At 73.7% G+C, this 23,896-nt stretch carries 19 protein-coding genes and 1 pseudogene; 8 read left to right on the top strand and 12 right to left on the bottom strand.

What is annotated here, in order from left to right:
- Positions 1 to 78: 78 nt before the first annotated feature.
- Positions 79 to 4,761, bottom strand: coding sequence for an Lhr family ATP-dependent helicase (locus ACZ6EJ_RS21775; RefSeq protein ID WP_469269278.1), 4,683 nt, complete (start codon positions 4,759 to 4,761; stop codon positions 79 to 81).
- Positions 4,762 to 4,959: 198 nt separating this feature from the next.
- Complete coding sequence (locus ACZ6EJ_RS21770) at positions 4,960 to 5,874, bottom strand: hypothetical protein (protein ID WP_469269276.1); 915 nt, start codon at positions 5,872 to 5,874, stop codon at positions 4,960 to 4,962.
- Between the two features lie 80 nt (positions 5,875 to 5,954).
- On the opposite strand from ACZ6EJ_RS21770, the gene ACZ6EJ_RS21765 reads away from it, so the two are divergent.
- From ACZ6EJ_RS21765 to recX, 4 genes are all read left to right on the top strand, one after another.
- On the top strand, positions 5,955 to 6,149 hold the full coding sequence (locus ACZ6EJ_RS21765) for a DUF3046 domain-containing protein (protein ID WP_469269275.1): 195 nt from the start codon (positions 5,955 to 5,957) through the stop codon (positions 6,147 to 6,149).
- Positions 6,150 to 6,378: 229 nt separating this feature from the next.
- Entirely contained in the window at positions 6,379 to 7,569 is a 1,191-nt protein-coding gene (locus ACZ6EJ_RS21760) for an AI-2E family transporter (RefSeq protein ID WP_469269301.1), read from the top strand.
- A gap of 361 nt (positions 7,570 to 7,930) precedes the next feature.
- Positions 7,931 to 9,064, top strand: coding sequence for a recombinase RecA (gene recA / locus ACZ6EJ_RS21755; protein WP_469269274.1), 1,134 nt, complete (start codon positions 7,931 to 7,933; stop codon positions 9,062 to 9,064).
- Positions 9,065 to 9,067: 3 nt separating this feature from the next.
- Positions 9,068 to 9,811, top strand: coding sequence for a recombination regulator RecX (gene recX, locus ACZ6EJ_RS21750; RefSeq protein WP_469269273.1), 744 nt, complete (start codon positions 9,068 to 9,070; stop codon positions 9,809 to 9,811).
- 253 nt (positions 9,812 to 10,064) lie between these two features.
- Here the strand turns inward: recX and ACZ6EJ_RS21745 are convergent, their stop codons facing one another.
- The 9 genes and pseudogenes from ACZ6EJ_RS21745 to ACZ6EJ_RS21705 form a co-directional block, all read right to left on the bottom strand.
- Positions 10,065 to 10,796 carry a DUF6197 family protein gene (locus ACZ6EJ_RS21745; protein ID WP_469269271.1) on the bottom strand — a complete coding sequence of 244 codons (732 nt, stop codon included), beginning with the start codon at positions 10,794 to 10,796 and terminating at the stop codon, positions 10,065 to 10,067.
- A gap of 260 nt (positions 10,797 to 11,056) precedes the next feature.
- The gene (locus tag ACZ6EJ_RS21740) at positions 11,057 to 11,437 is read right to left on the bottom strand and encodes a rhodanese-like domain-containing protein (RefSeq protein WP_469269300.1); all 381 of its coding nucleotides are present in this window, start codon (positions 11,435 to 11,437) and stop codon (positions 11,057 to 11,059) included.
- A 116-nt stretch (positions 11,438 to 11,553) separates the two neighbouring features.
- A complete protein-coding gene (locus ACZ6EJ_RS21735) occupies positions 11,554 to 12,174 on the bottom strand; it encodes a cupin domain-containing protein (RefSeq protein ID WP_469269270.1) in 621 nt (206 codons plus the stop codon).
- A gap of 74 nt (positions 12,175 to 12,248) precedes the next feature.
- Positions 12,249 to 12,335: a putative leader peptide gene (locus ACZ6EJ_RS21730; protein ID WP_311605579.1), complete on the bottom strand. Its 87-nt coding sequence runs from the start codon at positions 12,333 to 12,335 to the stop codon at positions 12,249 to 12,251.
- Between the two features lie 606 nt (positions 12,336 to 12,941).
- Positions 12,942 to 14,519 (bottom strand): annotated as a pseudogene (locus ACZ6EJ_RS21725) (FAD-dependent monooxygenase); the annotation flags it as partial.
- Between the two features lie 156 nt (positions 14,520 to 14,675).
- The gene (locus ACZ6EJ_RS21720) at positions 14,676 to 15,617 is read right to left on the bottom strand and encodes an amino acid ABC transporter permease (protein ID WP_469269268.1); all 942 of its coding nucleotides are present in this window, start codon (positions 15,615 to 15,617) and stop codon (positions 14,676 to 14,678) included.
- Positions 15,614 to 16,261: an amino acid ABC transporter permease gene (locus tag ACZ6EJ_RS21715; protein WP_469269267.1), complete on the bottom strand. Its 648-nt coding sequence runs from the start codon at positions 16,259 to 16,261 to the stop codon at positions 15,614 to 15,616. The genes ACZ6EJ_RS21720 and ACZ6EJ_RS21715 overlap by 4 nt, the downstream gene beginning before the upstream one ends.
- Before the next feature lie 235 nt (positions 16,262 to 16,496).
- Entirely contained in the window at positions 16,497 to 17,420 is a 924-nt protein-coding gene (locus ACZ6EJ_RS21710; RefSeq protein ID WP_469269266.1) for a glutamate ABC transporter substrate-binding protein, read from the bottom strand.
- Between the two features lie 34 nt (positions 17,421 to 17,454).
- Positions 17,455 to 18,240 carry an amino acid ABC transporter ATP-binding protein gene (locus ACZ6EJ_RS21705; RefSeq protein WP_469269264.1) on the bottom strand — a complete coding sequence of 262 codons (786 nt, stop codon included), beginning with the start codon at positions 18,238 to 18,240 and terminating at the stop codon, positions 17,455 to 17,457.
- Positions 18,241 to 18,606: 366 nt separating this feature from the next.
- Between ACZ6EJ_RS21705 and ACZ6EJ_RS21700 the strand changes: the two genes are divergently transcribed.
- Both ACZ6EJ_RS21700 and ACZ6EJ_RS21695 read left to right on the top strand, forming a co-directional pair.
- Positions 18,607 to 19,299: a response regulator transcription factor gene (locus ACZ6EJ_RS21700; protein ID WP_469269262.1), complete on the top strand. Its 693-nt coding sequence runs from the start codon at positions 18,607 to 18,609 to the stop codon at positions 19,297 to 19,299.
- An 18-nt stretch (positions 19,300 to 19,317) separates the two neighbouring features.
- Positions 19,318 to 20,712, top strand: coding sequence for a sensor histidine kinase (locus tag ACZ6EJ_RS21695; RefSeq protein ID WP_469269260.1), 1,395 nt, complete (start codon positions 19,318 to 19,320; stop codon positions 20,710 to 20,712).
- 19 nt (positions 20,713 to 20,731) lie between these two features.
- Here ACZ6EJ_RS21695 and ACZ6EJ_RS21690 read toward each other — a convergent pair whose 3' ends face one another.
- Complete coding sequence (locus tag ACZ6EJ_RS21690) at positions 20,732 to 21,730, bottom strand: TAXI family TRAP transporter solute-binding subunit (RefSeq protein WP_469269258.1); 999 nt, start codon at positions 21,728 to 21,730, stop codon at positions 20,732 to 20,734.
- A gap of 111 nt (positions 21,731 to 21,841) precedes the next feature.
- On the opposite strand from ACZ6EJ_RS21690, the gene miaB reads away from it, so the two are divergent.
- Positions 21,842 to 23,356: a tRNA (N6-isopentenyl adenosine(37)-C2)-methylthiotransferase MiaB gene (miaB, locus tag ACZ6EJ_RS21685; RefSeq protein ID WP_469269257.1), complete on the top strand. Its 1,515-nt coding sequence runs from the start codon at positions 21,842 to 21,844 to the stop codon at positions 23,354 to 23,356.
- 81 nt (positions 23,357 to 23,437) lie between these two features.
- Positions 23,438 to 23,896: class III extradiol ring-cleavage dioxygenase family protein (locus ACZ6EJ_RS21680; protein ID WP_469269255.1), on the top strand; the 459-nt coding region annotated here is incomplete at its 3' end.

Raw genomic sequence — 23,896 nt, 5'->3', positions numbered from 1 at the left:
GCGGCGGAGTCCGGATGTCCCGGCGCCCCTCGGATTCCACGCGCTCCGGGCGGCGCGCGTTCGCGGGGGCGGACGGGGTCACGCGCGCAGGCGCAGACCTCGGGGGGTGGCGAGGAACCCGGCCGCCTCCAGGGCCCGCCCCAGCGGAGAGGTGAGGGAGGAGACCCCGTTCGTCCGTTCCACCGTCACCGTGCCCAGCGCTCCGGCGCGCGCCGAGGCGGCCAGCGCCTCGGCGGCCGCCCGCAGCGCGGGGGACTCGGGGTCGGACGGCCAGGCCAGGAGGGTCTTGCCGCCGCGCTCCATGTAGAGCGTCAGCTCGCCGTCGACGAGGACCACCAGCGCCCCCGCCTTGCGGCCCGGCTTGTGCCCCGCGCCGTCCGGGGGTTCCGGCCAGGGCAGGGCCGCCCCGTAGGCGTTGGCCGGGTCGGCCGCGGCCAGCACCAGGGCGTGCGCGGCGGTGCCCGGATCCCTGCGGTCACGGGCCGTGGACGCCGCCCGCAGCCGGTCCACCGCGCCGTCCATGGCGAACTGCGCGGCCCCCAGCCCCTCGACGACGTAACCGCGCCGCGCCTGCCCGTTGTCCTCGAAGGCGGACAGCACCCGGTACGTCGCGGAGAAGCCGCCCGCGACCCCCTCGGCCTGCACCGCGCCGCGGGTCACGACGCCGTGCCGGTCGAGGAGGGTCCGGGCCAGGGCGTGGGCGCGGTGGGTCGGTTCCGGCTCGAGGGGCGGGAGCAGGGACCAGCGGCCCGAGACGGTCGGGGGGCCGCTGCGGGAGGCGGGCCGGGCGGCGGCGGTGAGCGAGCCGTAGCGCCCGCGCGGCACGCTGCGCCGGGCGCGGTGGGCGGTGGAGCCCGCCGTCCGCCCGGAGCCCAGGAGGGAGCGCAGCGGGGCCAGGGTGTCGTTGGTGAGCCGCCCGGACCAGGCGAGGTCCCACAGGGCATCGGCCAACTGCTGGTCGGTGCAGTCCGGATGGGTCGTGGCCCTGACCTGGTCGGCGATCTGGCGGAAGAAGAGGCCGTACCCGCCCGAGAGCGTCGCCAGCGCGGACGTGTGGAGTGAGGACAGCTCCAGCGGGTGCGGGGCGGGCAGCAGCAGCGGCGCGCTGTCGGCGAGGTAGAGGCAGACCCAGCCGTCCTTGCCCGGCAGCGCCCCGGCTCCGGCCCAGACGACCTCGCCCGTGGTCGTCAGCTCGTCGAACATCGCCGGGGTGTACCCCGTGACCCGGCTCGGCAGGATCAGCTTCTCCAGGGCGGACGCCGGCACGGGCGCCCCCTGGAGCTGTTCGACGGCACGGGCCAGCCCGTCGATGCCGCGCAGGCTGTTGCCGCCGACGTGCTGCCACTGCGGGAGGAAGGAGGCCAGGGCCTCGGGCGGCACCGGCTCCAGCTCCTGCCGGAGCGCGGCCAGCGAGCGCCGGCGGAGCCGGCGCAGCACCGTGGCGTCGCACCACTCCTGGCCGATGCCCGCGGGGTGGAACTCACCCTGGACGGTCCTGCCCGACGCCGCGAGCCGCTGGAGCGCGCCGTCGGTGACGGCGGTGCCGAGCCCGAAGCGCTCGGCGGCCCTGGCGGCGGTGAACGGGCCGTGCGTCCGCGCGAAACGGGCGAGGAGGTCGCCGAGCGGGTCCTTCACCGGCTCGGTGAACGCCTCGGGCACCCCGACGGGCAGCGCGGTGCCCAGGGCGTCGCGCAGTCGGCCCGCGTCCTCGATCGCCGCCCAGTGGTCGGCCCCGGCGATCCGGACCTGGATCGCGCGGCGGGCCGAGGCCAACCGGGGCGCCCAGGCCGGCTCCGCGCCCCGCTCGGCCAGCTCGGCGTCGGTGAGCGGGCCGAGCACCCGCAGCAGATCGGCGACTCCCTCGACGTCCTTGATCCGCCGGTCGTCGGTGAGCCACTGCAGCTCCCGCTCCAGCTCGGCCAGGACGTCGGCGTCGAGCAGCTCGCGCAGCTCGGCCTGGCCCAGCAGCTCGGCGAGGAGGTGGGAGTCCAGGGAGAGGGCGGCCGCGCGCCGTTCGGCGAGCGGGGAGTCGCCCTCGTACAGGAACTGGGCGACGTACCCGAACAGGAGGGAGCGGGCGAACGGCGAGGGCTCCTGGGTGGTCACCTCGACCAGCCGGACCCGGCGCGCCTCCAGGTCGCCCATCAGCTCGATGAGTCCGGGGACGTCGAACACGTCCTGGAGGCACTCGCGGACGGCCTCCAGCACGATCGGGAAGGAGCCGAACTCGGAGGTGACCTGGAGCAACTGGGAGGCGCGCTGGCGCTGCTGCCAGAGCGGGGTGCGCTTGCCGGGCGAGCGCCGGGGCAGCAGCAGGGCGCGGGCGGCGCACTCCCGGAACCGGGCGGCGAACAACGCCGATCCGCCCACCTGGTCGGTGACGATCTGCTGGACCTCGCCCTGGTCGAAGACGACGTCGGCGGCCGCGACGGGCGGCTGGTCGCTGTCGTACGCCGGACCGGCCGGCCCCGAACCGCCGCCCTCACCGTCCGGCGGCGGCGCGTCGAGGTCGAACAGGTCCAGGCCCATCATGTCGGCGTCCGGCAGCCGCAGGACGATGCCGTCGTCGGCGTGCATGACCTGGGCGTCCATCCCGTACCGCTCGCCGAGGCGGGCGGAGAGGGCGAGCGCCCAGGGGGCGTGCACCTGCGCGCCGAACGGGGAGTGCACGACCACCCGCCAGTCGCCCAGCTCGTCCCGGAACCGCTCGACCAGGATGGTCCGGTCGTCCGGGACGTGCCCGCAGGCCCGGCGCTGCTCGTCCAGATAGGCCACGAGGTTGTCCGCCGCCCAGGCGTCGAGCCCGGCGGCGAGCAGCCGCAGCCGGGCGTCCTCCTCCGACAGGCCGCCGATCTCGCGGAGGAAGGCCCCCAAAGCCCTGCCCAGCTCCAGCGGGCGGCCCAGTTGGTCGCCCTTCCAGAACGGCAGCCTCCCCGGCACGCCCGGAGCCGGGGAGACGAGGACCCGGTCGCGGGTGATGTCCTCGATCCGCCAGGAGGTGGTGCCCAGGGTGAAGACGTCTCCGACGCGGGACTCGTAGACCATCTCCTCGTCCAGCTCGCCCACCCGGCCGCCGCCCTTCTTCGGGTCGGCCCCGGCCAGGAAGACCCCGAAGAGGCCGCGGTCCGGGATGGTGCCGCCCGAGGTGACGGCGAGCCGCTGCGCGCCGGGGCGGCCCGTGACCGTGCCGGCGACGCGGTCCCAGACCACGCGGGGGCGCAGCTCCGCGAAGGCGTCGGAGGGGTAGCGCCCGGCGAGCATGTCGAGCACGGCGGTGAACGCCGACTCGGGGAGCGAGGCGAACGGGGCCGCCCGCCGGACCAGGGCCAGCAAGTCGTCGGCCTGCCAACTGTCCAGGGCCACCATGGCGACCAGTTGCTGAGCCAGGACGTCCAGCGGATTGGACGGGACGCGCAGCGCCTCGATGGCCCCCGAGCGCATCCGCTCGGTGACCACGGCGGCCTGGACCAGATCGCCGCGGTACTTCGGGAAGACCACCCCGGTGGAGACCGCGCCGACCTGGTGCCCGGCCCGGCCCACCCGCTGGAGGCCGGAGGCGACGGACGGCGGGGACTCCACCTGGACCACCAGGTCGACCGCGCCCATGTCGATGCCGAGCTCCAGGCTGGAGGTGGCGACGACGGCGGGCAGGCGGCCCGCCTTGAGATCCTCCTCGACCTGGGCCCGCTGCTCCTTGGAGACCGAGCCGTGGTGCGCGCGGGCCAGCAGGGCGGGGGCGCCCCTGCCCGCACCGGACTGGGCCATGACCTCCGCGGGGGCGTGGGCCTCCGGCAGGGCCGGGGCGGGGGCGTCCGGGTCGAAGGCGGCGCCGGTCGCCCGCTCGTACGCGATCTCGTTCAACCGGTTGCACAGCCGCTCCGCCAGCCGCCGGGAGTTGGCGAAGACGATGGTGGAGCGGTGCGACTGGACGAGGTCGGCGATGCGCTCCTCGACGTGCGGCCAGATCGAGGGCTTCTCCGCCTGCCCCGCGTCGCCGTCGGTGGCGGGGGAGCCGCCCAGCTCGCCGAGGTCCTCGACCGGGACGACCACCGAGAGGTCGAACCGCTTGGCGGACGGGGGCTGGACGATCTCCACCTTGCGCTGCGGCGACAGGAACCGGGCCACCTCGTCGACCGGCCGGACCGTCGCGGACAGGCCGATGCGCCGGGCGGGCCGGGGAAGCAGCTCGTCCAGGCGCTCCAGGGACAGGGCGAGATGGGCGCCGCGCTTGGTGCCGGCGACCGCGTGCACCTCGTCGAGGATCACCGTCTCGACGCCGGCGAGCGCGTCCCGCGCGGAGGACGTCAGCATCAGGAACAGGGACTCGGGGGTGGTGATCAGGATGTCCGGCGGCCTGGTCGCCATGGAGCGCCGCTCGGCGGGCGGGGTGTCGCCGGACCGGATGCCCACCCTCACCTCCGGCTCGGGCAGGCCCAGGCGCACCGACTCCTGGCGGATGCCCGTGAGCGGTGAGCGGAGGTTGCGCTCGACGTCGACCGCGAGCGCCTTGAGGGGGGAGACGTACAGCACGCGGCAGCGCTTCTTCGCCTCGGCGGGCGGCGGCTGAGCGGCCAGGCGGTCCAGCGAGGCGAGGAACGCGGCGAGGGTCTTCCCTGAGCCGGTCGGCGCGACGACCAGCACGTCGCTGCCCTCGCCGATGGCCCGCCAGGCGCCCTCCTGCGCGGCGGTGGGCGCGTTGAAGGCGCCGGTGAACCAACCGCGGGTCGCGGGCGAGAAGGCGTCGAGAGCGGAGCCGGTCATGCCCCCATCGTGCACCCCGCCACTGACAACCGGTCGGCGCCACCGCGCGACGCCACCCGCGCGCGCCGGAGCACGGGGCGGTGCACGGGACGGTGCACGCAGGTCGACCGTCCCCGCGCGCGCCGGAGCACGGCCAAGCCGGGCCGCGTTGTCCCGGCCGCGGTGGCCGGCGCGCGCCGCCCCGGCCGCGGTGCCGGGTCAGTCGAGCGCGCGACCGTACGAGCGGAGCGTCTCCAGGGCTCTGAGCGTCACCAGCGGCCGCCCTTCCAGCGCGGTCCCCGGCGCCCACTGCCGCCAGGTCACGGGCCAGCCGCCGTCCTCCCGCTGTTCGGCGGCCAGGTGGTCCAGCGAGCGCTCCAGCTCCTCGTCCGTGAACCAGCGCCGGGCCAGCGATCCGGGCGTACGGGCGTAGTCGTGCGGGAAGTGGTGCTCCCGCGGGGCGTAGCCCGCCGCCACCGGGTACTCCGCCCGGCGCGACGGGTCGAGCACGGCGAGCCGCTGTTCGCGCACCAGCCGGCCCAGCCGGTCCGCCGCGGCCTCGGCGCGGGAGCGGTCCGGGGCGCCGTCCAGAAAGGCGACGGCGGCCGCGATCTCGTACGGATGGGACTGCTCCAGGGCGTCCACGGCGCTCCAGCAGAAGTCCGTCGCCCGGAACAGCCAGGCGTGCCAGACCCGGTTGCGGTGCAGCAGCCCGACCACCGGCCCGGTCGCCAGCAGCTCCGCCGGCGGGTCGTCGACGACCGGGATGAACGGGGCCGCGGGGTAGCCGCGCTGCGTGGGGAGCAGCGCGGGCAGTGCCCCTTCCTTGGTCGACACCTCGGTCAGGAAGCGGCAGATCCGCTCGACGCGCGGACCTTCGCAGCGGCCGATCGAGTCGAGGACGCTCAGCGCGTGGGCGGTGTGCAGCGGCTGGCTGACCGGACCGCGGAGGTCCGGTTCCAGCGCGTGACCGTAGCCGCCGTCCTCGTTCCGATAGGCGGTGAGCGCCGTCTCGACGGCGTCGGCGTCCCCGCCCAGGAAGCCGTGGGCGAACCTCCGCTGCTCCAGGACGCGGGCCGTGAGCCAGATGAACTGCGCGGCGCGGGCGAGGGAGTCTTCTCCGGTTCCAGCCATGAGCCGACCGTAGAACGGAAAGAGGCCCCGGAACATGCCCGGCGGACGGGCTGCACTCTCAGGAGCGCGATACTGGTGGTATGCGGTTGACGATTTTCTGGGAGCGGATGGCGGACCACTTCGGCGCGGCGTACGCCGACTCCTTCGCCCGCGACCACGTGATGGCCGAACTGGGCGGCCGTACGGTGATCCAGGCCCTGGACGCCGGCTGGAACGCGAAGGACGTCTGGCGCGGCGTGTGCGCCGCCATGGACGTTCCGGCGGACAAGCGCTGATCCCGGTCGGTCGGCCGCCCCGCCCGCGCGAGCGCTGAGCGGGCGGCCCCGGCCTCCCGGACGGGGCCGCGCGGGAGGCGGACGGGCTGGGGGGATGGTTGTCGGCGGTGTGGGCGAGACTTGTCCCGTGTCATCGACAGACGAGACCGCCCCGCCCCGGCCCCCCGCCTCCCCGCCCGTCCCGCCGACCGTGCCGCCCGCTCCGCCGCCCGGCTCCGGCGCGGTCCGGATGCCCGGATGGCTGCCGCGCGCGATGGTGCTGGCCCTGGCGCTCTACGCCTGCTTCCAGCTCGGCAGCTGGGCGTTCGACCAGCTCATCGGGTTGCTCACCAACGTGCTGATCGCCTTCTTCCTCGCGCTCGCCATCGAGCCCGCGGTGGGCCGGATGGCGGCCCGGGGGATGCGCCGCGGAGTGGCCACGTTCCTGGTCTTCCTCGGCCTGACGGTCTTCGGCCTCGGGTTCGTCGTCCTGCTGGGCTCGATGCTGGCGGGCCAGATCGTCAGCATGGTCGACGACCTCCCCCAGTACGTCGACTCGCTCATCGAGTGGGTCAACCTGACGTTCCACACCGACCTCTCCAGGGTCGAGGTCAGGGACAGCCTGCTGCACTCGGACTGGCTGCAGAAGTACGTCCAGAACAGTGCGACCGGCGTCCTCGACGTCTCCACCACGGTCCTCGGCGGCCTCTTCCGGCTGTTGACGATCTTCCTGTTCTCCTTCTACTTCGCCGCGGACGGCCCGCGGCTCCGGCGCGCCCTGTGCTCCGTCCTGCCGCCCGCCCGGCAGACCGAAGTGCTGCGCGCCTGGGAGATCGCCGTCGACAAGACCGGCGGTTACATCTACTCCCGCGGTCTGATGGCGCTGGTCTCCGGCGTCGCCCACTACGTCCTGCTGGCGATCCTCCAGGTGCCCTACGCCCCGGCGCTGGCGGTCTGGGTGGGACTCGTCTCGCAGTTCATCCCCACCATCGGCACGTATCTGGCGGGAGCCCTGCCCATGCTGGTCGCCTTCACGGTCGACCCCTGGTACGCGGTGTGGGTGCTCGGCTTCGTCGTGGTCTACCAGCAGTTCGAGAACTACATCCTCCAGCCCAAGCTGACCGAGAAGACGGTCGACATCCACCCCGCCGTCGCCTTCGGCTCGGTCGTCGCCGGCACGGCCCTGCTGGGCGCGGTCGGGGCGCTGGTCGCCATCCCCGCCGTCGCCACGCTCCAGGCGTTCCTGGGGGCCTATGTGAAGCGGTACGACGTCACGGACGACCCGCGGGTGCACGGGGGGAGCAGCCGGCAGGCCGGAAGGCCGCTGCTGTCCCGGATGCGCCGCTCCCTGCGCGGTTCCGACCGGGCGGCGGACGGCGGGGGAGTCGGGGACGGGAAGGGCGCGTCCACCGGCGCGCAGCCCCCGCGGTCGGACGGCTGACCCGGCTCCGGCCGCTGCTCGGGCCGGGACTTCCGGGCGCCGCGGCCAGTTCTCGACCGGCCGAGACAGGGGGAGCCCGCCTGGCGTGCGGGCGCGGACACGATGGCGTGCGGCCTCGCACGGGGTGGGCGGCCATCCCGCCGGGGAGGCCTCCTCGCAGGTTCTTCGCAGGTCGCCCGGTTGCGTGTGGCGCGCTTGACATTAAAATCGAACATCTATTCTGATGGGATTCCTGCCGGGTTCTCCCGGACTCGACCGCGGAGTTGTCCACAGGTCGGGAGGACGTCGAGGCCCATTGTCAGTGGCAGGGGATAGCGTCGTTGACGTGAAGCGATCGACTCAAGCAAATCGGGTGGAACCCATGGCAGGTAACGACCGCGAGAAGGCGTTGGACGCCGCACTCGCACAGATTGAACGGCAGTTCGGCAAGGGCGCGGTGATGCGCCTCGGGGAGCGCCCCAACGAGCCCATCGAGGTCATCCCCACGGGGTCGACCGCACTGGACGTCGCCCTCGGCGTCGGCGGGCTGCCGCGCGGCCGCGTGGTGGAGGTGTACGGACCGGAGTCCTCCGGCAAGACGACGCTGACGCTGCACGCCGTGGCGAACGCGCAGAAGCTCGGCGGCTCGGTGGCGTTCATCGACGCCGAGCACGCGCTGGACCCCGAGTACGCGAAGAAGCTCGGCGTCGACATCGACAACCTCATCCTCTCCCAGCCCGACAACGGCGAGCAGGCGCTGGAGATCGTCGACATGCTGGTGCGCTCCGGCGCGCTGGACCTGATCGTCATCGACTCCGTCGCGGCCCTGGTGCCGCGTGCGGAGATCGAGGGCGAGATGGGCGACTCGCACGTGGGCCTCCAGGCCCGGCTGATGAGCCAGGCCCTCCGCAAGATCACCAGCGCGCTCAACCAGTCCAAGACCACCGCGATCTTCATCAACCAGCTCCGCGAGAAGATCGGCGTGATGTTCGGCTCCCCGGAGACCACGACCGGTGGCCGGGCGCTGAAGTTCTACGCCTCGGTGCGCCTGGACATCCGCCGCATCGAGACGCTCAAGGACGGCACCGACGCCGTCGGCAACCGCACCCGCGTCAAGGTCGTCAAGAACAAGGTCGCCCCGCCGTTCAAGCAGGCCGAGTTCGACATCCTCTACGGACAGGGCATCAGCCGCGAGGGCGGCCTGATCGACATGGGCGTGGAGAACGGCTTCGTCCGCAAGGCCGGCGCCTGGTACACGTACGAGGGCGACCAGCTCGGCCAGGGCAAGGAGAACGCCCGCAACTTCCTCAAGGACAACCCCGACCTCGCCAACGAGATCGAGAAGAAGATCCTGGAGAAGCTGGGTGTCGGCGTCCGCCCGGACGCCGCGTCGGCCGAGCCGGCCGCGGATGCCGCCGCGGCCGCGGGCCCGGTGGCCGACGGAGCGGCGAAGCCGGCGACCGCCGTGGCCGCCGCCAAGGCCAAGCCGGCCAAGACCGCGGCGGCCAAGAGCTAGGCCGTGACACGTCGTACGGAGTGGTCGGGCAGCCCCGCCGAGCCCGACCCCGACCCCGGATTCGACGACGGAGCCCCCGACGCGTCCGCCTTCGGACCGGGGTCCGGTGCCGCAGTGCGGGCCGGGCGCCGGGCGCGCGGCGGAGCGGGGTCGGGCGGCGGGTTCGGCGAGGGGGCGGGCCGCCGTGCCCGCTCCGGCGCCAGAGGCAGCGGCTCCCCTTCCTCGTCGAGGGCCGAGCAGGGGGAGCCGCGTGATCCGGTCGAGCAGGCGCGCAACATCTGCCTGCGCCTGCTCACCGGCACACCGAGGACGCGCAAGCAGCTCGCGGACGCCCTGCGCAAGCGGGAGATCCCGGAGGAGGCCGCGGAGGAGGTCCTCGCGCGCTTCGAGGACGTCGGCCTGATCGACGACGCGGCGTTCGCCGGAGCGTGGGTGGAGTCCCGGCACCACGGCCGAGGGCTCGCCCGCCGAGCCTTGGTCCGCGAGCTGCGCACCAAGGGCGTGGACGCCGCCGTGATCGACGAGGCGGTCGGAGCGCTCGACGCCGACCGGGAGGAGGAGACGGCGCGGGAGCTGGTGGCCCGCAAGCTCCGCTCCACGCGCGGCCTGGACCGCGACAAGCGACTGCGCCGCCTGGCGGGGATGCTCGCGCGCAAGGGGTACGGGGAGGGCATGGCGCTGCGGGTGGTGCGGCAGGCGCTCCAGGAGGAGGGCGAGGAGACGGACGGCCTGGACGAACCGTTCTGAGCAGGCCCGGCTTTCCTTGCGAGGCCGCCGGGCCCGCGTGCCGTGCACGCCACCGTCTCGCCGGGCGCGGGGCGGTCGTCGGCGTACTGCCGCGTCCGTGACCGGGAGAGCGCGAACGTCGCCGCGTCGGCCGAGTGGATCGGTCCAGGGCTCCGGTCGGGTCCGCCGGCAGGACGCGACCGGCGGTGGACGCCGCCCGCCGCCGTGGGGCGCCGGAAGGCGACCGCCCGCCTGACGAGGGGCGGTGAGGCGGTCAGTGTCCGGCCAGGGAGGCGCGCCGGATGGTGGCGTCGAGGAGGGCCACGGCGTCCGCGGCCGTGCGACCGGGGTGGCGGTTCCAGGGCCCGATCAGCCCCGTCCACCCCTGCGAGCGCAGCTCGGTGATCAGCCAGGCGCCCGCGCGGTTCACGGTGTCGAGGGAGCCGTAGCCGAGGCGGTGCGCGGAGAGCAGGGCGCCGCATACGCAGCGCGCGCCTCGGGCGTTCCGCAGCCGGTACGGCGTGTTCTGCCAGCCCCACGCGGTCAGGATCTGCCGGGCGTACGCGAGATGGGTCGAGGGGCGCAGGTCGCCCTGGCCGACCCGCCGCCAGGCGTGCACCCGGTCCGGCAGCATCGCACCCAGCCGTCCGGGCAGCGGGCGCTCGTACGGCGGGGCCGCGGGAAGCGCCCGCAGGGAGTCGTCGATGAGTCGGTCGACGGGCACGGAGAGCAGGGCCCGCCAGTCGGCGGACCGCGTGAGCCGCGCCGCTTCCGTCGCCGGTGCGGATTCCGACACCTCCGCGGCGTCGAGCGAAGGCATCCCCTGGGCCGGCCCGGCCGACACCGCTGCTGCGGCTGACGCGGCCGGCATCGGTCGCGGCCGGACGGGCGAGGGTTCCGGGGCGGTGTACTCCCAGCCGGTGACGATCCGCTGCCATGCCTGGGTGTCGTGCAGGTGGGCGGCCTGATCGTCGAGCTGGTCAGGTGTGAGAACGGAAGTCGCCATAACGTGTCATCTCCGTACATTTCGCCTCTATGTGAGGTGAATGTCGGTCGCACGTGGCGATCGCTCTACTGGAACGTGGCGTTCGGGTGTTCCCACCCCGGACCGAGGCCGGGGCGGAGGGGCGGTCCCCGTCCGGTCGGTGGCCGCTCCTCCGGGCGCGGGGCGGCCCCTGTGAGACGGGTCCGGCCCGCCTCGCCCCTCCTGCTGTGGGACGGGTTCGGTGGGACGGGGCGGGCCGGACGGGTCTCGGGGTGCGGCTGTCAGGCCCCGGACGGCGCGGTGACCGGGAGGCCGGCGGCCCGCCAGGCCTGGAAGCCGCCGATCAGGTCGGTGGCCCGGTGCAGCCCCAGCCGGTGCAGCGAGTCGGCCGCGAGGCTCGACGCGTATCCCTCGTTGCACATCACCACGACGTGCAGGCCATGGCCGACCGCCTCGGCGGCGCGGTGGCTGCCCCGAGGGTCGAGCCGCCACTCCAGCTCGTTGCGCTCGACGACCAGCGCGCCCGGCACCCGTCCGTCCCGGTCCCGGAGCGCCGCGTACCGGATGTCCACCAGCAGGGCCCCCGACTCCACGGCCGCGGCGGCCTCGTGCGGGCCGAGCCGTTCGTATCCGGCCCTGACCCGTTCCAGCAGGTCGTCGATGCCGACCGGCTCGCCCCGCTCCGGCCGTTCCCCCGCACCCCCGCCCGCAGCTTGGTCCGCCTCCCCGAACGGGACCGGGTTCTCGAACGGGTCCGCGCCGGGCCGGCGGTCCGCGCTCACTGCCAGTCCTCCGGGCGCTCGGTCTGCTCCAGGCGGAGGACCGCGCCGGTGCGGCTGAACCGGCGGATGCGCGGCAGCGGCGGGTAGTAGGCGTGGACGGAGACGGCGTGCACGCTGTCCGACTCGTTGATGACCTCGTGGACGTGGTTCCGGCCGAAGGCCCTGCCCTGACCGGCCGCCAGCTCCCTCGACCGGTCCACCCCCTCCGTCAGCTCCAGGGACTTCCAGCCGTCGGTGGGCAGCCGCACGGCCAGCGCGTGCTCCTTGAGCGTGCCGACCGCGGTGGTGAACGCGCCCGTCGAGTCGGCGTGGTCGTGCCACCCCGTCCCGGAGCCCGGCGGCCAGCCGATCAACCAGGCTTCGCTGCCGCCCGGCCCGTCGAGCCGGGTCCAGGTGCGCTCCTCGGGGTCGAGTGGGAGCGCGGCGATGAGCGCTTCGTCGCGGGCGGTGCGGCGGACGAAGTCCAGCAGCTCCACGAGGGTGGGACCGCCGGTGGCGTCGACCGCGGCGGTTCGGGCTGCGACGGCCGCACCACCAGCATCGGCGGGCGAGTCGGGGGCGGCGGGGGAGGGGGGAGGGGAAGCGGCCGTGGGCACGGCGGAGGGAAGGGTAGACACGAGGACCGTCCTGAGCGTTCGCGAAGGCCCGGCCGTGCGCGAGGGCAGCACGAACCGGCGGAGGAGAGAGCGATTCAGCAGGACGGACGACACACGCAGCCCGCGTAACGGACGAGGTCCATATGGACCCTCCGCCACAGGCGCACATCGGTGTCGGTCATGATCCGGAGTACACCATGCGCGCCCGCGGAGGGTCAATTGGACCGGGCGGTCCCGTCGACGTGCACCCGCGCCCGTGGTCCCGGCGCCCGCGCCGCGTCCCGCTCGGTCGCACTCCCGCTCGCGCCCCCGCTCGGAAGCGCGCCCCCTTCCGGCAGTGCGCCCCCGCCGGAGGCCACGCCCCCACCAGGACTCGCGCCCCCCTCAGGAGCCGCGCCCGCACCAGGACGACCGGGTCCCTCACCAGGACTCGCGCACCCGCCAGGAGCCGCGCCCCCCTCAGGAGCCGCGCCCGCACGAGAAACCGCACCCGCACCCGAAACCGCACCCGCACCCGAAACCGCGCCCCCACGAGCCGCGCCCGCGCCCGGAATCAGGCCCCCACCAGGGCGACCGGGCCCCCCACCAGGACGACCGGTCCCCTCAGGAAGAGCACCTCCATCGGGACCCCTGCCCGCGCCGCGGCCCCCGTGCCCCTCCCGCCGTCCGGGCCCGTCGTCGTCTCCGCGTCCGCCCGGCTCGGTCTGCCCCGCCGCACGCGCCCGCCCCGCCGCGGCGCCCCGTTCCCCGCGCTCCGGACCGCCGTCCCCGCCGTCCTCCCCCTCGTGGGCCGCACCGCCCAGCGCGGTCCGCGCCGCGGCGAGCAGTCCCGCGGGATGCACGCCGCCGAAGGCCGCCACCAGGTGCCCGTCCGGCCGCACCAGCAGCACGGTGTGGGCCGCTGCCCCCGGATAGCTCTCCGTGACCAGCAGCTCCGCGGTCACGGGCAGCGCCGCCACGGCCTCCGTGAGGCGCGGCATGACGCCCGCCGTCTGCCAGTGGCGCCGGTCCCACACCCCCGTGCCGGGCGCGACCAGGACCACCAGGGGCTGCCCGCGGCCGAACCGTTCGCGCAGCCGTACCGTCGTTCCGTCCGGCGCGGTCACCATGACGTCGACGACCGGCGCACCGGGGGGCGTACTGACGCAGACGTGCGCCTCCGTGTGCGGCGGTGTGAGGGGGGAGTGCGAGTACGAAGGGGGTGCGCCCAGCGCGCCGCACCCCAGATGGCCGTCGGCGAGGAGGGAGTCGTGACCGCGCGCGGCCCCGGGGACCAGGGTCCGCAGCCCCCCGCCGCCGCGCAGCACCGGCAGCGACTGGTCGGCGGCGCGCAGCCGGGCGGCGACCGCGGCCCGGCGCTCGGCCTGGTAGCTGTCGAGCAGGGGGTCCGCGTGGCCGTGGTGCCAGGCGTGGGCCAGCTTCCAGGCCAGGTTCTCGGCGTCCCGCAGCCCCTCGTCCACCCCCTGGGCGCCCACGGCCCCCAGCAGGTGCGCGGCGTCGCCCGCCAGGAAGGCGCGCTGCCGCCGCCAGCGCCGGGCGAGCCGGTGGTGGAGCGTGTGGACGCCGGTGTCCAGCAGTTCGTACGCCGGGGTCTCGCCGCACCAGCCGGCCAGGGTGTCCCGGATACGGGTGATCAGGTCTTCGGGGGTGACCAGTTCGCCGCGCGGCGGCAGCAGCCAGTCCACCCGCCAGACGCCGTCCGGGAGCGGCCGCGCGGTGATCTGGGCGCCGCCGGTCCGCCACGGGGGCTGCCGGTGCAGGACGGCCTCGCCGGGCCAGGGCAGTTCGGCCCGGAGGGCGGCGACGGCGTGCCGCTCCACCGCCGTACGGCCCGGGAACCGGATGTCCAGCAGCTTGCGCACCGTCGACCGGGCGCCGTCGCAGCCGACCAGGTAACTCCCGCGCCACCAGGTCGAACCGGGCCCCCTGGTGTGCACCGTGACACCGTCGGGGTCCTGCTCCAGGGTGTCGACCCGGCTGTCCGGCACCAGCCGGACCAGCGGCGTCGCGGCGACGGCGGCCCGCAGGGCGGCGCTCAGCGCGTGCTGCGGAAGGTGGAGCGGGGAGAGGGGGCGCGGCGCACCGTCCTCGGCGCGCTCGGCCAGCGGCACCTCGCGGACGACGTTCTTCCGGCGCATCGAGCGCCAGCCGGCCCACCGGAGCCCGGCCCGGTCCACGTGGTCCCGGCGGCCGAGGCGGCGCACCAGGTCGGCGGTGTCCTCGCGCAGCACGACCGTGCGCGCCGGCCTCGTCTCCTCCGTGCCCGGCCCCTCGTCGAGGACCACGCTGGGGACGCCCTGGGCGGCGAGGGCCAGCGACAACGCCAGGCCGACGGGCCCGGCGCCGACGACGATCACCGGGTCCACGGCGCGTACCCTCCGGCCCGTACGGTCATGCGGAACATGGTGGTGGAAGCCGGGTGCGTGATCACAGAACGTATGCAACCCACTGGTGGTGTTTGCGTCAAGTGACCGAGGCAGCGGCGCGTGCGCCGCTGCCTCGGATGCTCCCGTCCGGGAGGGTCAGTCCTTCGTCACACCGGTCCCACCGGCGTCGTCGGCCGTCCGGCCTGCGCCCCCTGCGCCCCCCGTGCTCCGGTCGGGCCCGGCGTCCACCGCGGGGACGTCCGTGGTCGGGGCGCCGGGCGCGACCTTGATGCCGGTCTTGGCGCGGCGGCCGCGCTTCTCGGCCCAGGTCGCCAGCGCCGAGAGCAGCAGGCACATGGCGATGTAGAGGGTGCCGACGACGGCGATCGTCGAGACGTACGGGTACTGGGAGTTGACCAGCGTGTTGGAGGCGATCAGACGCGCGGTCTGGAGCAGCTCCGGGTACAGGATGATGAAGCCGAGCGAGGTGTCCTTGAGGGTCACCACGAGCTGGCTGATGATCGTCGGCAGCATGGAGCGGACGGCCTGCGGCATCAGGACGCTGACCATCACCTGGGTCTTGCTCATCCCCAGCGCGTAGGCGGCCTCGCTCTGCCCCCTGGGCACCGCGTTGATGCCGGCGCGCAGCACCTCGGCCTGCACGCACCCGTTGTAGACGGACAGGCCCAGCGCCAGCGCCCACATCGAGTAGTCGGTGAGGAAGCCGACCCAGATCGCGTAGATGGTGATCAGGAGGGGGAGCGAGCGGAACAGCTCGATGAAGGTGGTCGCCGCCCAGCGGACCGGCTTGTGGTCGGAGAGGCGGCCCACCGCGAGCAGGACGCCGAGGACCAGCGAGCCGATCGCGGCCAGTCCGAACGCCTTGAGCGTGGCGACCAGGGCGTCGGCGATGTTCTGCCGGATGCCCGCGTAGTTGAAGATGTCCCACATCTCCGGGGCCAGGTGCCCCTTCTCGCTCAGCCGCAGCAGGCTCACGCCGAGCAGCGCCGCGATGAGGAGGGTGCCGAGGACGGCGTAGATCCGGTTGCGGACGAGGGCCTTGGGGCCCGGTGCGTCGTAGAGAACGCTGGCGCTCATCGGGCGACCTCCATACGACGCTCCAGCAGCCGGAAGAGGCCGCTGATGGTAAACGTGACGACCAAGTAGCCCAGGGCCACCCAGATGAAGACGGGGACGATGGCGTAACCGCGGTCGCTCATCAGCTTCTGCCAGCCGAACAGTTCGGCGACGCTGAAGGCGCCGGCGATCGCGGAGTTCTTGGTGAGGGCGATGAAGATGCTGCTCAGCGGCGGGATGACGGTCCGCGTGGCCTGCGGGAGCACCACGATGCGCAGGGTCTGGGAGAACGTCATGCCGATGGAGCGCGCGGCCTCGGCCTGCCCCAGCGGCACCGTGTTGATGCCGGAGCGGACCGCCTCGCAGACGAACGAGGAGGTGTAGAACCCGAGGGCCAGCGAGCCGAGCAGGAACGAGCTCATCCCCGGGAAGAGGATCTCCGGCACCACGAAGAAGAAGATCAGGAAGAGGAGCGTCAGCGGGGTGTTGCGCATCAGCGTCACCCACGCGGTGCCGAAGTACCGCAGAGGCGGTACGGGCGACACGCGGAAGCCGGCGATGAGCACACCGAGGACCAGGGCGATAACCGAGCTGACGGCGGTGATCGACACGGTTCCTATGAAGCCGTCGCGGAACTCTGGGAAATTGTCGAGCAGTACGTTCATGAGGTCTCCGCGTCGGCGGTCAGCGGCATCAGGGCAGGGGAAGGAGCGCCCCGCGCGCCCGCCGGGACCGAAGGGGCTTCGGCGCCGGGGGCGTGCGGGACGCGGCAGTCGCACGCGAGGCGTACGTGACGGGAAGTCGACCACCGTGCGGCGGACGGCGTCAGGGGCGGTGTCCTCATCTCCGTTCGGAGACCGCCTTCCTGACGGGGCGTCGACCGTGGGCGGCGGGCGGGCGTCAGTAGCGCTCGAGCGCCGGCGGCTCGGTGTACTCGGAGCCGGACAGGCCCAGCGTGGCCTCGTAGATCTTCTTGTACGTGCCGTCCTTGATGTGGTTCTCCAGCGACTTGTTGATCGCCTCGCGCAGCACCTTGTCGTCCTTGTCGAGGCCGACGCCGTACGGCTCCTCGGTGAACGGCTTGCCGACGACCTTGAGCTTGCCGGAGTTGGCGGCGGCGTAGCCCTTGAGGATCGCGTCGTCCGTGGTGACGGCGTCGACCTGCTTGGTCAGCAACTGCTGCACGCAGTCGGAGTACTTGGCCAGCTCGACGACGCTCGCGCCGTACTCCGGCTTCTTGATCTCCTGGAGCGGCGTGGAACCGACGATCGAGCAGACCTTCTTGCCCTTCACCGCGCCCTTGTCGGTGATGGCCGTCTCGTCCTTGCGCACCAGGAGGTCCGCGCCGGCCTGGTAGTACGGCCCGGCGAAGCCGACCTGCTTCTTGCGCTTGTCGTTGATCGTGTACGTGCCGACGAAGTAGTCGACCTGGCCCCTGGAGATGGCCGTCTCGCGGACGCCGGAGTCGACCGTCTTCCACTCGATCTGCTTGTCGGTGAAGCCGAGGTCCGCCGCGATCATCTTGGCGATCTCGATGTCGAAGCCGGAGCGCTCCTTGGTCGACTGGTCCTCGAAGCCGAGGTAGGGCTGGTCGGCCTTGGCGCCGATGACCAGCTTGCCGCGCTGCTTCGCCTTCTTGAAGACCGGCGAGTCCAGGGCGACGTCCTTGGCCACGGTGTACGTGGGCAGCGCGGGCGCCTCGGAGGAACCGGGCTGGGTGCCGCCCGGCTTGTCACCGGCGGAACCCTCCTTGCCGCCGCACGCGGTCGCGGTCAGGGCGAGTACGGCGATGGCCGCGAGGGCGGCCGGCTTGCGGAGCTTCATGTGAACAATCCCTTACGGTCGTAGGTCGTCGGCGTCAGTGGTGCAGGATCTTCGACAGGAAGTCCTTGGCCCGGTCGCTGCGCGGATTGCTGAAGAACTGGTCGGGCGCGGCCTCTTCGACGATCTTCCCATCGGCCATGAACACCACGCGGTTGGCGGCGGACCGGGCGAATCCCATCTCGTGCGTGACGACGATCATCGTCATCCCGTCCCGAGCCAACTGCTGCATGACTTCGAGGACCTCGTTGATCATCTCCGGGTCGAGAGCCGAGGTGGGCTCGTCGAACAGCATGACCTTCGGGTCCATCGCCAACGCCCGTGCGATCGCCACACGCTGCTGCTGGCCGCCGGAGAGCTGCGCCGGGTACTTGTCGGCCTGCACGCCGACGCCCACGCGGTCCAGCAGGGTCCGCGCCTTCTCCTCCGCGGCCTTCCTGTCCGCCTTGCGGACCTTGACCTGGCCCAGCACGACGTTCTCCAGCACCGTCTTGTGGGCGAAGAGATTGAACGACTGGAAGACCATGCCCACGTCGGCGCGCAGCCGGGCCAGCTCCTTGCCCTCCTGGGGCAGGGGCTTGCCGTCGATCGAGATCGCGCCCGAATCGATCGTCTCCAAGCGGTTGATCGTGCGGCACAGCGTGGACTTACCGGACCCGGAGGGCCCGATCACGACCACGACCTCGCCACGGGCGATGGTCAGGTCGATGTCCTGGAGCACATGCAGCGCGCCGAAGTGCTTGTTGACGTTGCTCAGTACGACCAGGTCGTTCGCCGCGGTCGCGGCACCCTCGGCGGCCTTGGTCACTGAAACTCCGCTCATCGGCTTCTTGCTCCGTCCTCCTCGGTTGCCCAGGACACTAGTGACGCAGTGCGACCAGAGTCATTACATCTGAGCGGAAATTGAGCATAACGATCCGGCGGCAACCGGACACACCGCGTGAACGGGACGCCCCGCGGCGTACCGGGTGCGTAACGGAAACCGTGCTGTGACCGGCGGGGTCTTGACGGGTGTGCCGCTCATCGGCGTGGATGCCTTGAGCGGGCGCACGTGAAACGCCGGAGAACGGGAAGTCTCGCCGGGACTTCCGTCCGTGAAGCGCGGGTTAATGTTCGGGCCTCGCCCGGTGACGCCACGCGACGACGGCGCGAACGGGCCCGGCAGGCCGGGAGGACGGAGAGGAGGGCCATGAGACTGCTGCTCGTCGAGGACGACGACCACGTCGCGGCGGCCCTGTCCGCCGTGCTCGCCCGGCACGGATTCCGCGTCGTGCACGCCCGCAACGGCGAGGAGGCCCTGCGCGCGCTGCTGCCCGCCGAGAAGGAGCCCTTCGGGGTGGTCCTCCTCGACCTCGGCCTTCCCGACCAGGACGGCTACGAGGTCTTCGGCAAGATCCGCAAGCGCACCGCGACCCCCGTGATCATGGTGACCGCCCGCGCCGACGTGCGCTCGCGCATCCACGGCCTCAACCTCGGCGCCGACGACTACGTGGTCAAGCCCTACGACACCGGCGAGCTGCTCGCCCGCATCCACGCCGTCGCCCGGCGCGCCGCCGGCGGCGAGGACACCGGGGCCACCCCGCTCGCCGCGCTCCGCCTCGGACCGGTCGCGATCGAGCTGCCGACCCGCCGGGTCAGCGTCGACGGCGCCGAAGTCCAGCTCACCCGCAAGGAGTTCGACCTGCTCGCCCTCCTCGCCCAGCGCCCCGGCGTCGTCTTCCGCCGCGAGCAGATCATCAGCGAGGTGTGGCGCACCAGTTGGGAGGGGACCGGGCGCACCCTGGAGGTCCACGTCGCCTCCCTGCGCTCCAAGCTGCGGCTGCCCGCCCTGATCGAGACCGTGCGGGGCGTCGGCTACCGGCTCGTCGCGCCGTCCGCGTAACGGGCCGGTACGACCCAGGTGCGCGCCCGGCTGCTCCCGCTGCTCATCATCCTGATGGCCGCCGTCCTGCTCACCCTCGGCCTCCCGCTCGCGGTGAGCGTGGCCGCCGCCGAACAGCAGCGCCTGGTGATCGACCGCATCGACGACACCGCGCGCTTCGCCGCCCTGGCCCAGTCCATCACCGACACCTCCGCGGAGAGCGAGGAGCGCCGCCGCACCCTCCAGACGGACCTGGAGGTGTACGCCTCGGTGTACGGCATCAGGGCCGGCGTCTTCCACCGGCACGACCGGGTCCTGGCGAAGGCCCCCGGCCACTGGAGCCTGCCCGCGGAGGGGGAGGGGCGCACGGCGTTCTCGGAGGCGCTGCTGGGCCGCCGTTCGCACGACCCCCCGCAGGTCTGGCCCTGGCAGAACGGCCGCGTCGTCGTCGCCTCGCCCGTCGTGCGCGACGGGGACGTGGTCGCCGTGGTGGTGATCGACTCGCCCACCGAGCAGATGCGGGCCCGGACCCTGCGGACCTGGCTGTCCATCGGCCTCGGCGAGGCCCTGGCCCTGCTGGTGGCGGTCGGCGCGGCCGTCCGGCTCACCGGCTGGGTGCTGCTGCCCGTACGGACCCTGGACGCCGCCACCCACGACATCGCCGGCGGCCGGATGCGCTCCCGCGTGGCGGCCTCCGCCGGGCCGCCGGAACTCCGACGCCTGGCACGGTCGTTCAACGAGATGGCCGACAACGTCGAGGACGTGCTGGAGCAGCAGCGCGCCTTCGTGGCCGACGCCTCGCACCAACTGCGCAACCCGCTCGCCGCCCTGCTGCTCCGCATCGAGCTGCTCGCCCTCGAACTGCCCGAGGGGAACGAGGAGATCGCCGCCGTGCGCGCCGAGGGCAAGCGGCTCGCCCGCGTCCTCGACGACCTCCTCGGCCTCGCGCTGGCCGAGCACGCCGAGGCGGACCTCCAGGTGACCGACATCGTGCCCCTCACCGCCGAACGGGTCGCGTCCTGGCGCCCGATGGCCGAGGACAAGGGCGTCGCCCTCACCCTGGACGGAGCGCCGGCGGCCACCGCGTGGGCCGACCCCGTCGCCCTCTCCAGCGCCCTGGACGCGGTCATCGACAACGCCCTGAAGTTCACCCCGGCCGGGGAGGACGTACGGGTCACGGTCGCCGCGGGAGCCACCGCCACGACCGTCGTGGTCGCCGACCGGGGCCCCGGCCTCTCCGAACAGGAGCTGGAGCGCGTCGGGGACCGCTTCTGGCGCAGCGCCCGCCACCAGAACGTCAGCGGCTCGGGCCTCGGCCTCTCCATCGCCCGCGTGCTGCTCGCGGCGGGCGGCGGCTCGATCGCGTACGAGCACCACGCACCGCACGGCCTGCGGGTGACCGTCTCCGTCCCCCGCGACCTGCCGCAGGGCTGAGCGGCTCCCGGCGCACGGCTCAGGGCTTGACCGAGCGGTAGTAGTTCTTGGCCCCCTCGTGCACGTCCAGCGGATCGGTGTAGATCGCCGTCCGCAGGTCCACCAACTGCGCCGCGTGGACTTCCCGGCCGATCCGGTCCCGGCTGTTGATCACCGTCCGGGTGAACGCCTCGGTCAGGGCCGGCTTCGTCCGGTCGGTCGTCACGAGGAGGTTGGCGACGGCGACGGTGGGCACCGACTGCGACCGCTGGGCCTTCGGGTAGGCGTCGGCGGGCATCATGGCCGACCGGTAGAAGCGCGTGGGCCCGGTCGCCGCCTGCAGCCGCGCGACCAGGGCGGCCTCCAGCGGGACGAGCCGGACGTCGAAGCTCTTCGACAGCTCCTGCACCGCCGCGGTCGGCAGCCCGCCCGACCAGAAGAAGGCGTCGAGCCGCCCCTCGGTCAGCCGTACGGGCATGGTGTCGATGCCCTCCGGGACCGGAGTGACGTCCTCGGAGGGGTCCAGCCCCGCCGCCGCCAGCAGCCGGTCGGCGACCAGCCGGACCCCGGACCCCTCCTGGCCCACGCCCACCCGCCGGCCGCGCAGATCGGCGACCGTGCGGACGTCGGAGTCACCGGGCACGACGAGCTGGACGTAGTCGTCGTACAACCGCACGCAGCCGCGCAGCCGCTGGGCGCCGGGGCGGCCGTCGCGCAGGTAGGTGGCCACGGCGTCGGCGGTGGCGATGGTGAAGTCGGCCTCGCCGGTCGCCACGCGCGCCAGGTTCTGCTGCGACCCCTCGCTGGTCCGCAGCCGTATCGACATCTCCGGCATGTCCTTGGCCAGCGCGCGTTCGAGCCGTTCCCCGTACCGCTGGTAGACGCCGCTGGGCACCCCCGTGGAGAAGGTGAGCGACCCGGCCGGCCGCTCCTGGCCCCGAGGCGGCAGCCACCACACGAGCAGCCCGAGCACGACCGCGAGCACGGCGGCCGCCACCAGGGTGCGCCGGAGGCCGCGTCGGGACGGAGCGAGGGACATGCGCGCGATCCTGCCAGCTCAGCCGCCCGCTGGCCAGGTCCCGCCGCCCGTTCCCGCCCCGGCGGGACGGGGACGGGAGGGCGCTGCCCGGCCACCGCCTACCCTTGTCCCATGAGCAGCGGCAACCGGAGCGAAGAAGCAGTGGACGTCAAGAAGAGCTACGAGGTGCGCACCTACGGGTGCCAGATGAACGTCCACGACTCCGAACGGCTGTCGGGCCTCCTGGAGGACGCCGGTTACGTCCGGGCCCCCGAAGGCTCCGACGGCGACGCCGACGTCGTCGTCTTCAACACCTGCGCGGTGCGCGAGAACGCCGACAACAAGCTCTACGGCAACCTCGGCCGGCTCGCCCCCATGAAGACCAGGCGCCCCGGAATGCAGATCGCCGTCGGCGGCTGCCTCGCCCAGAAGGACCGCGACACGATCGTCAAGCGGGCCCCCTGGGTCGACGTCGTCTTCGGCACCCACAACATCGGCAAGCTGCCCGTCCTGCTGGAGCGCGCCCGCGTCCAGGAGGAGGCCCAGATCGAGATCGCGGAGTCCCTGGAGGCCTTCCCCTCCACGCTCCCCACCCGCCGCGAGTCGGCCTACGCCGCGTGGGTCTCCATCTCCGTCGGCTGCAACAACACCTGCACCTTCTGCATCGTGCCGGCGCTGCGCGGCAAGGAGAAGGACCGCCGCACCGGCGACATCCTGGCCGAGATCGAGGCCCTGGTCGCCGAGGGCGTCAGCGAGATCACCCTGCTCGGCCAGAACGTGAACGCCTACGGCTCCGACATCGGCGACCGCGAGGCCTTCTCCAAGCTGCTGCGCGCCTGCGGGAGGATCGAGGGCCTGGAGCGCGTCCGCTTCACCTCGCCGCACCCCCGCGACTTCACCGACGACGTCATCGCCGCGATGGCCGAGACGCCGAACGTGATGCCGCAGCTCCACATGCCGATGCAGTCCGGCTCCGACCGCGTCCTCAAGGCGATGCGCCGCTCGTACCGGCAGGAGCGCTTCCTCGGCATCATCGAGAAGGTGCGCGCCGCGATGCCGGACGCCGCCATCTCCACCGACATCATCGTGGGCTTCCCCGGCGAGAGCGAGGAGGACTTCGAGCAGACGATGCACGCGGTCCGCGAGGCGCGCTTCGCCAACGCCTTCACCTTCCAGTACTCCAAGCGCCCCGGCACCCCGGCCGCCGAGATGGACGGCCAGATCCCCAAGGAGGTCGTCCAGGAGCGGTACATGCGCCTGTCCGCCCTCCAGGAGCAGATCTCCTGGGACGAGAACAAGAAGCAGGTCGGGCGCACCCTGGAGGTCATGGTCGCGGAGGGCGAGGGCCGCAAGGACGGCGCCACCCGCCGCCTCTCCGGCCGCGCCCCCGACAACCGCCTCGTCCACTTCACCCAGCCCGACCGCCCCGTGCGCCCCGGCGACGTGGTGACCGTCGAGGTCACCTACGCCGCCCCGCACCACCTGCTGGCCGAGGGCGCCCCCCTCGCCGTGCGGCCCACCCGCGCGGGCGACGCCTGGGAGCGGCGCTCCCAGGCCGCCAAGCCCGCCGGGGTCATGCTCGGCCTCCCCGGCATCGGCGCCCCGGCCCCCCTCCCGGCCGCGGAGCCCGCCTGCGGCACGGGCTGACGCCCGCGCGGCCCCGCGGGAGGGCGGCGAACGGCCCGGACGGCCTGCCGGCCGCCCTCCCCGGCACGTACGCTGACCGTCATGCTCGTCGCCGCCGCCGTGTGCCCCTGTCCGCCGCTCCTGGTCCCCGAGGTCGCCGCCGGGGCCGCACCCGAGCTCGACGCCGCGCGCGCCGTGTGCCTCGACGCCCTCGGGCTGCTCGCCGCGGCCCGCCCCGACCTGCTCGTCGTCGTCGGACCGGACGACGACCCGGAGGCCGCCGGGGCCCGCCCGGCGGCCGGGCACGGCTCCTTCCGGGGCGTCGGCGTGGACCTCGACGTGACCCTGGGCGACCCGGCCGCGGACGGGCCGCCGCTGCCGCGGTCCCTCGCCGTGGGCGCGTGGCTGCTGGAGCGGGTCCGCTGGGCGGCCGCCCCCGTCGACGGCCTCGCCGTGGGGGTGCGCGGCGCCGCCGGCCCCTGCGCGGAGACCGGGCGCGCCGTGGCCGGGCGGGCCCCGCCAGGTCACCCCCCGGTGGTGGGGGGAAGCAACGCCCTTCTC

The sequence above is a fragment of the Streptomyces sp. NPDC041970 genome (genome assembly GCF_055588985.1).
Note: the sequence above shows the minus strand (reverse complement) of the source record. Positions and strands in the feature narration are given on the sequence as shown.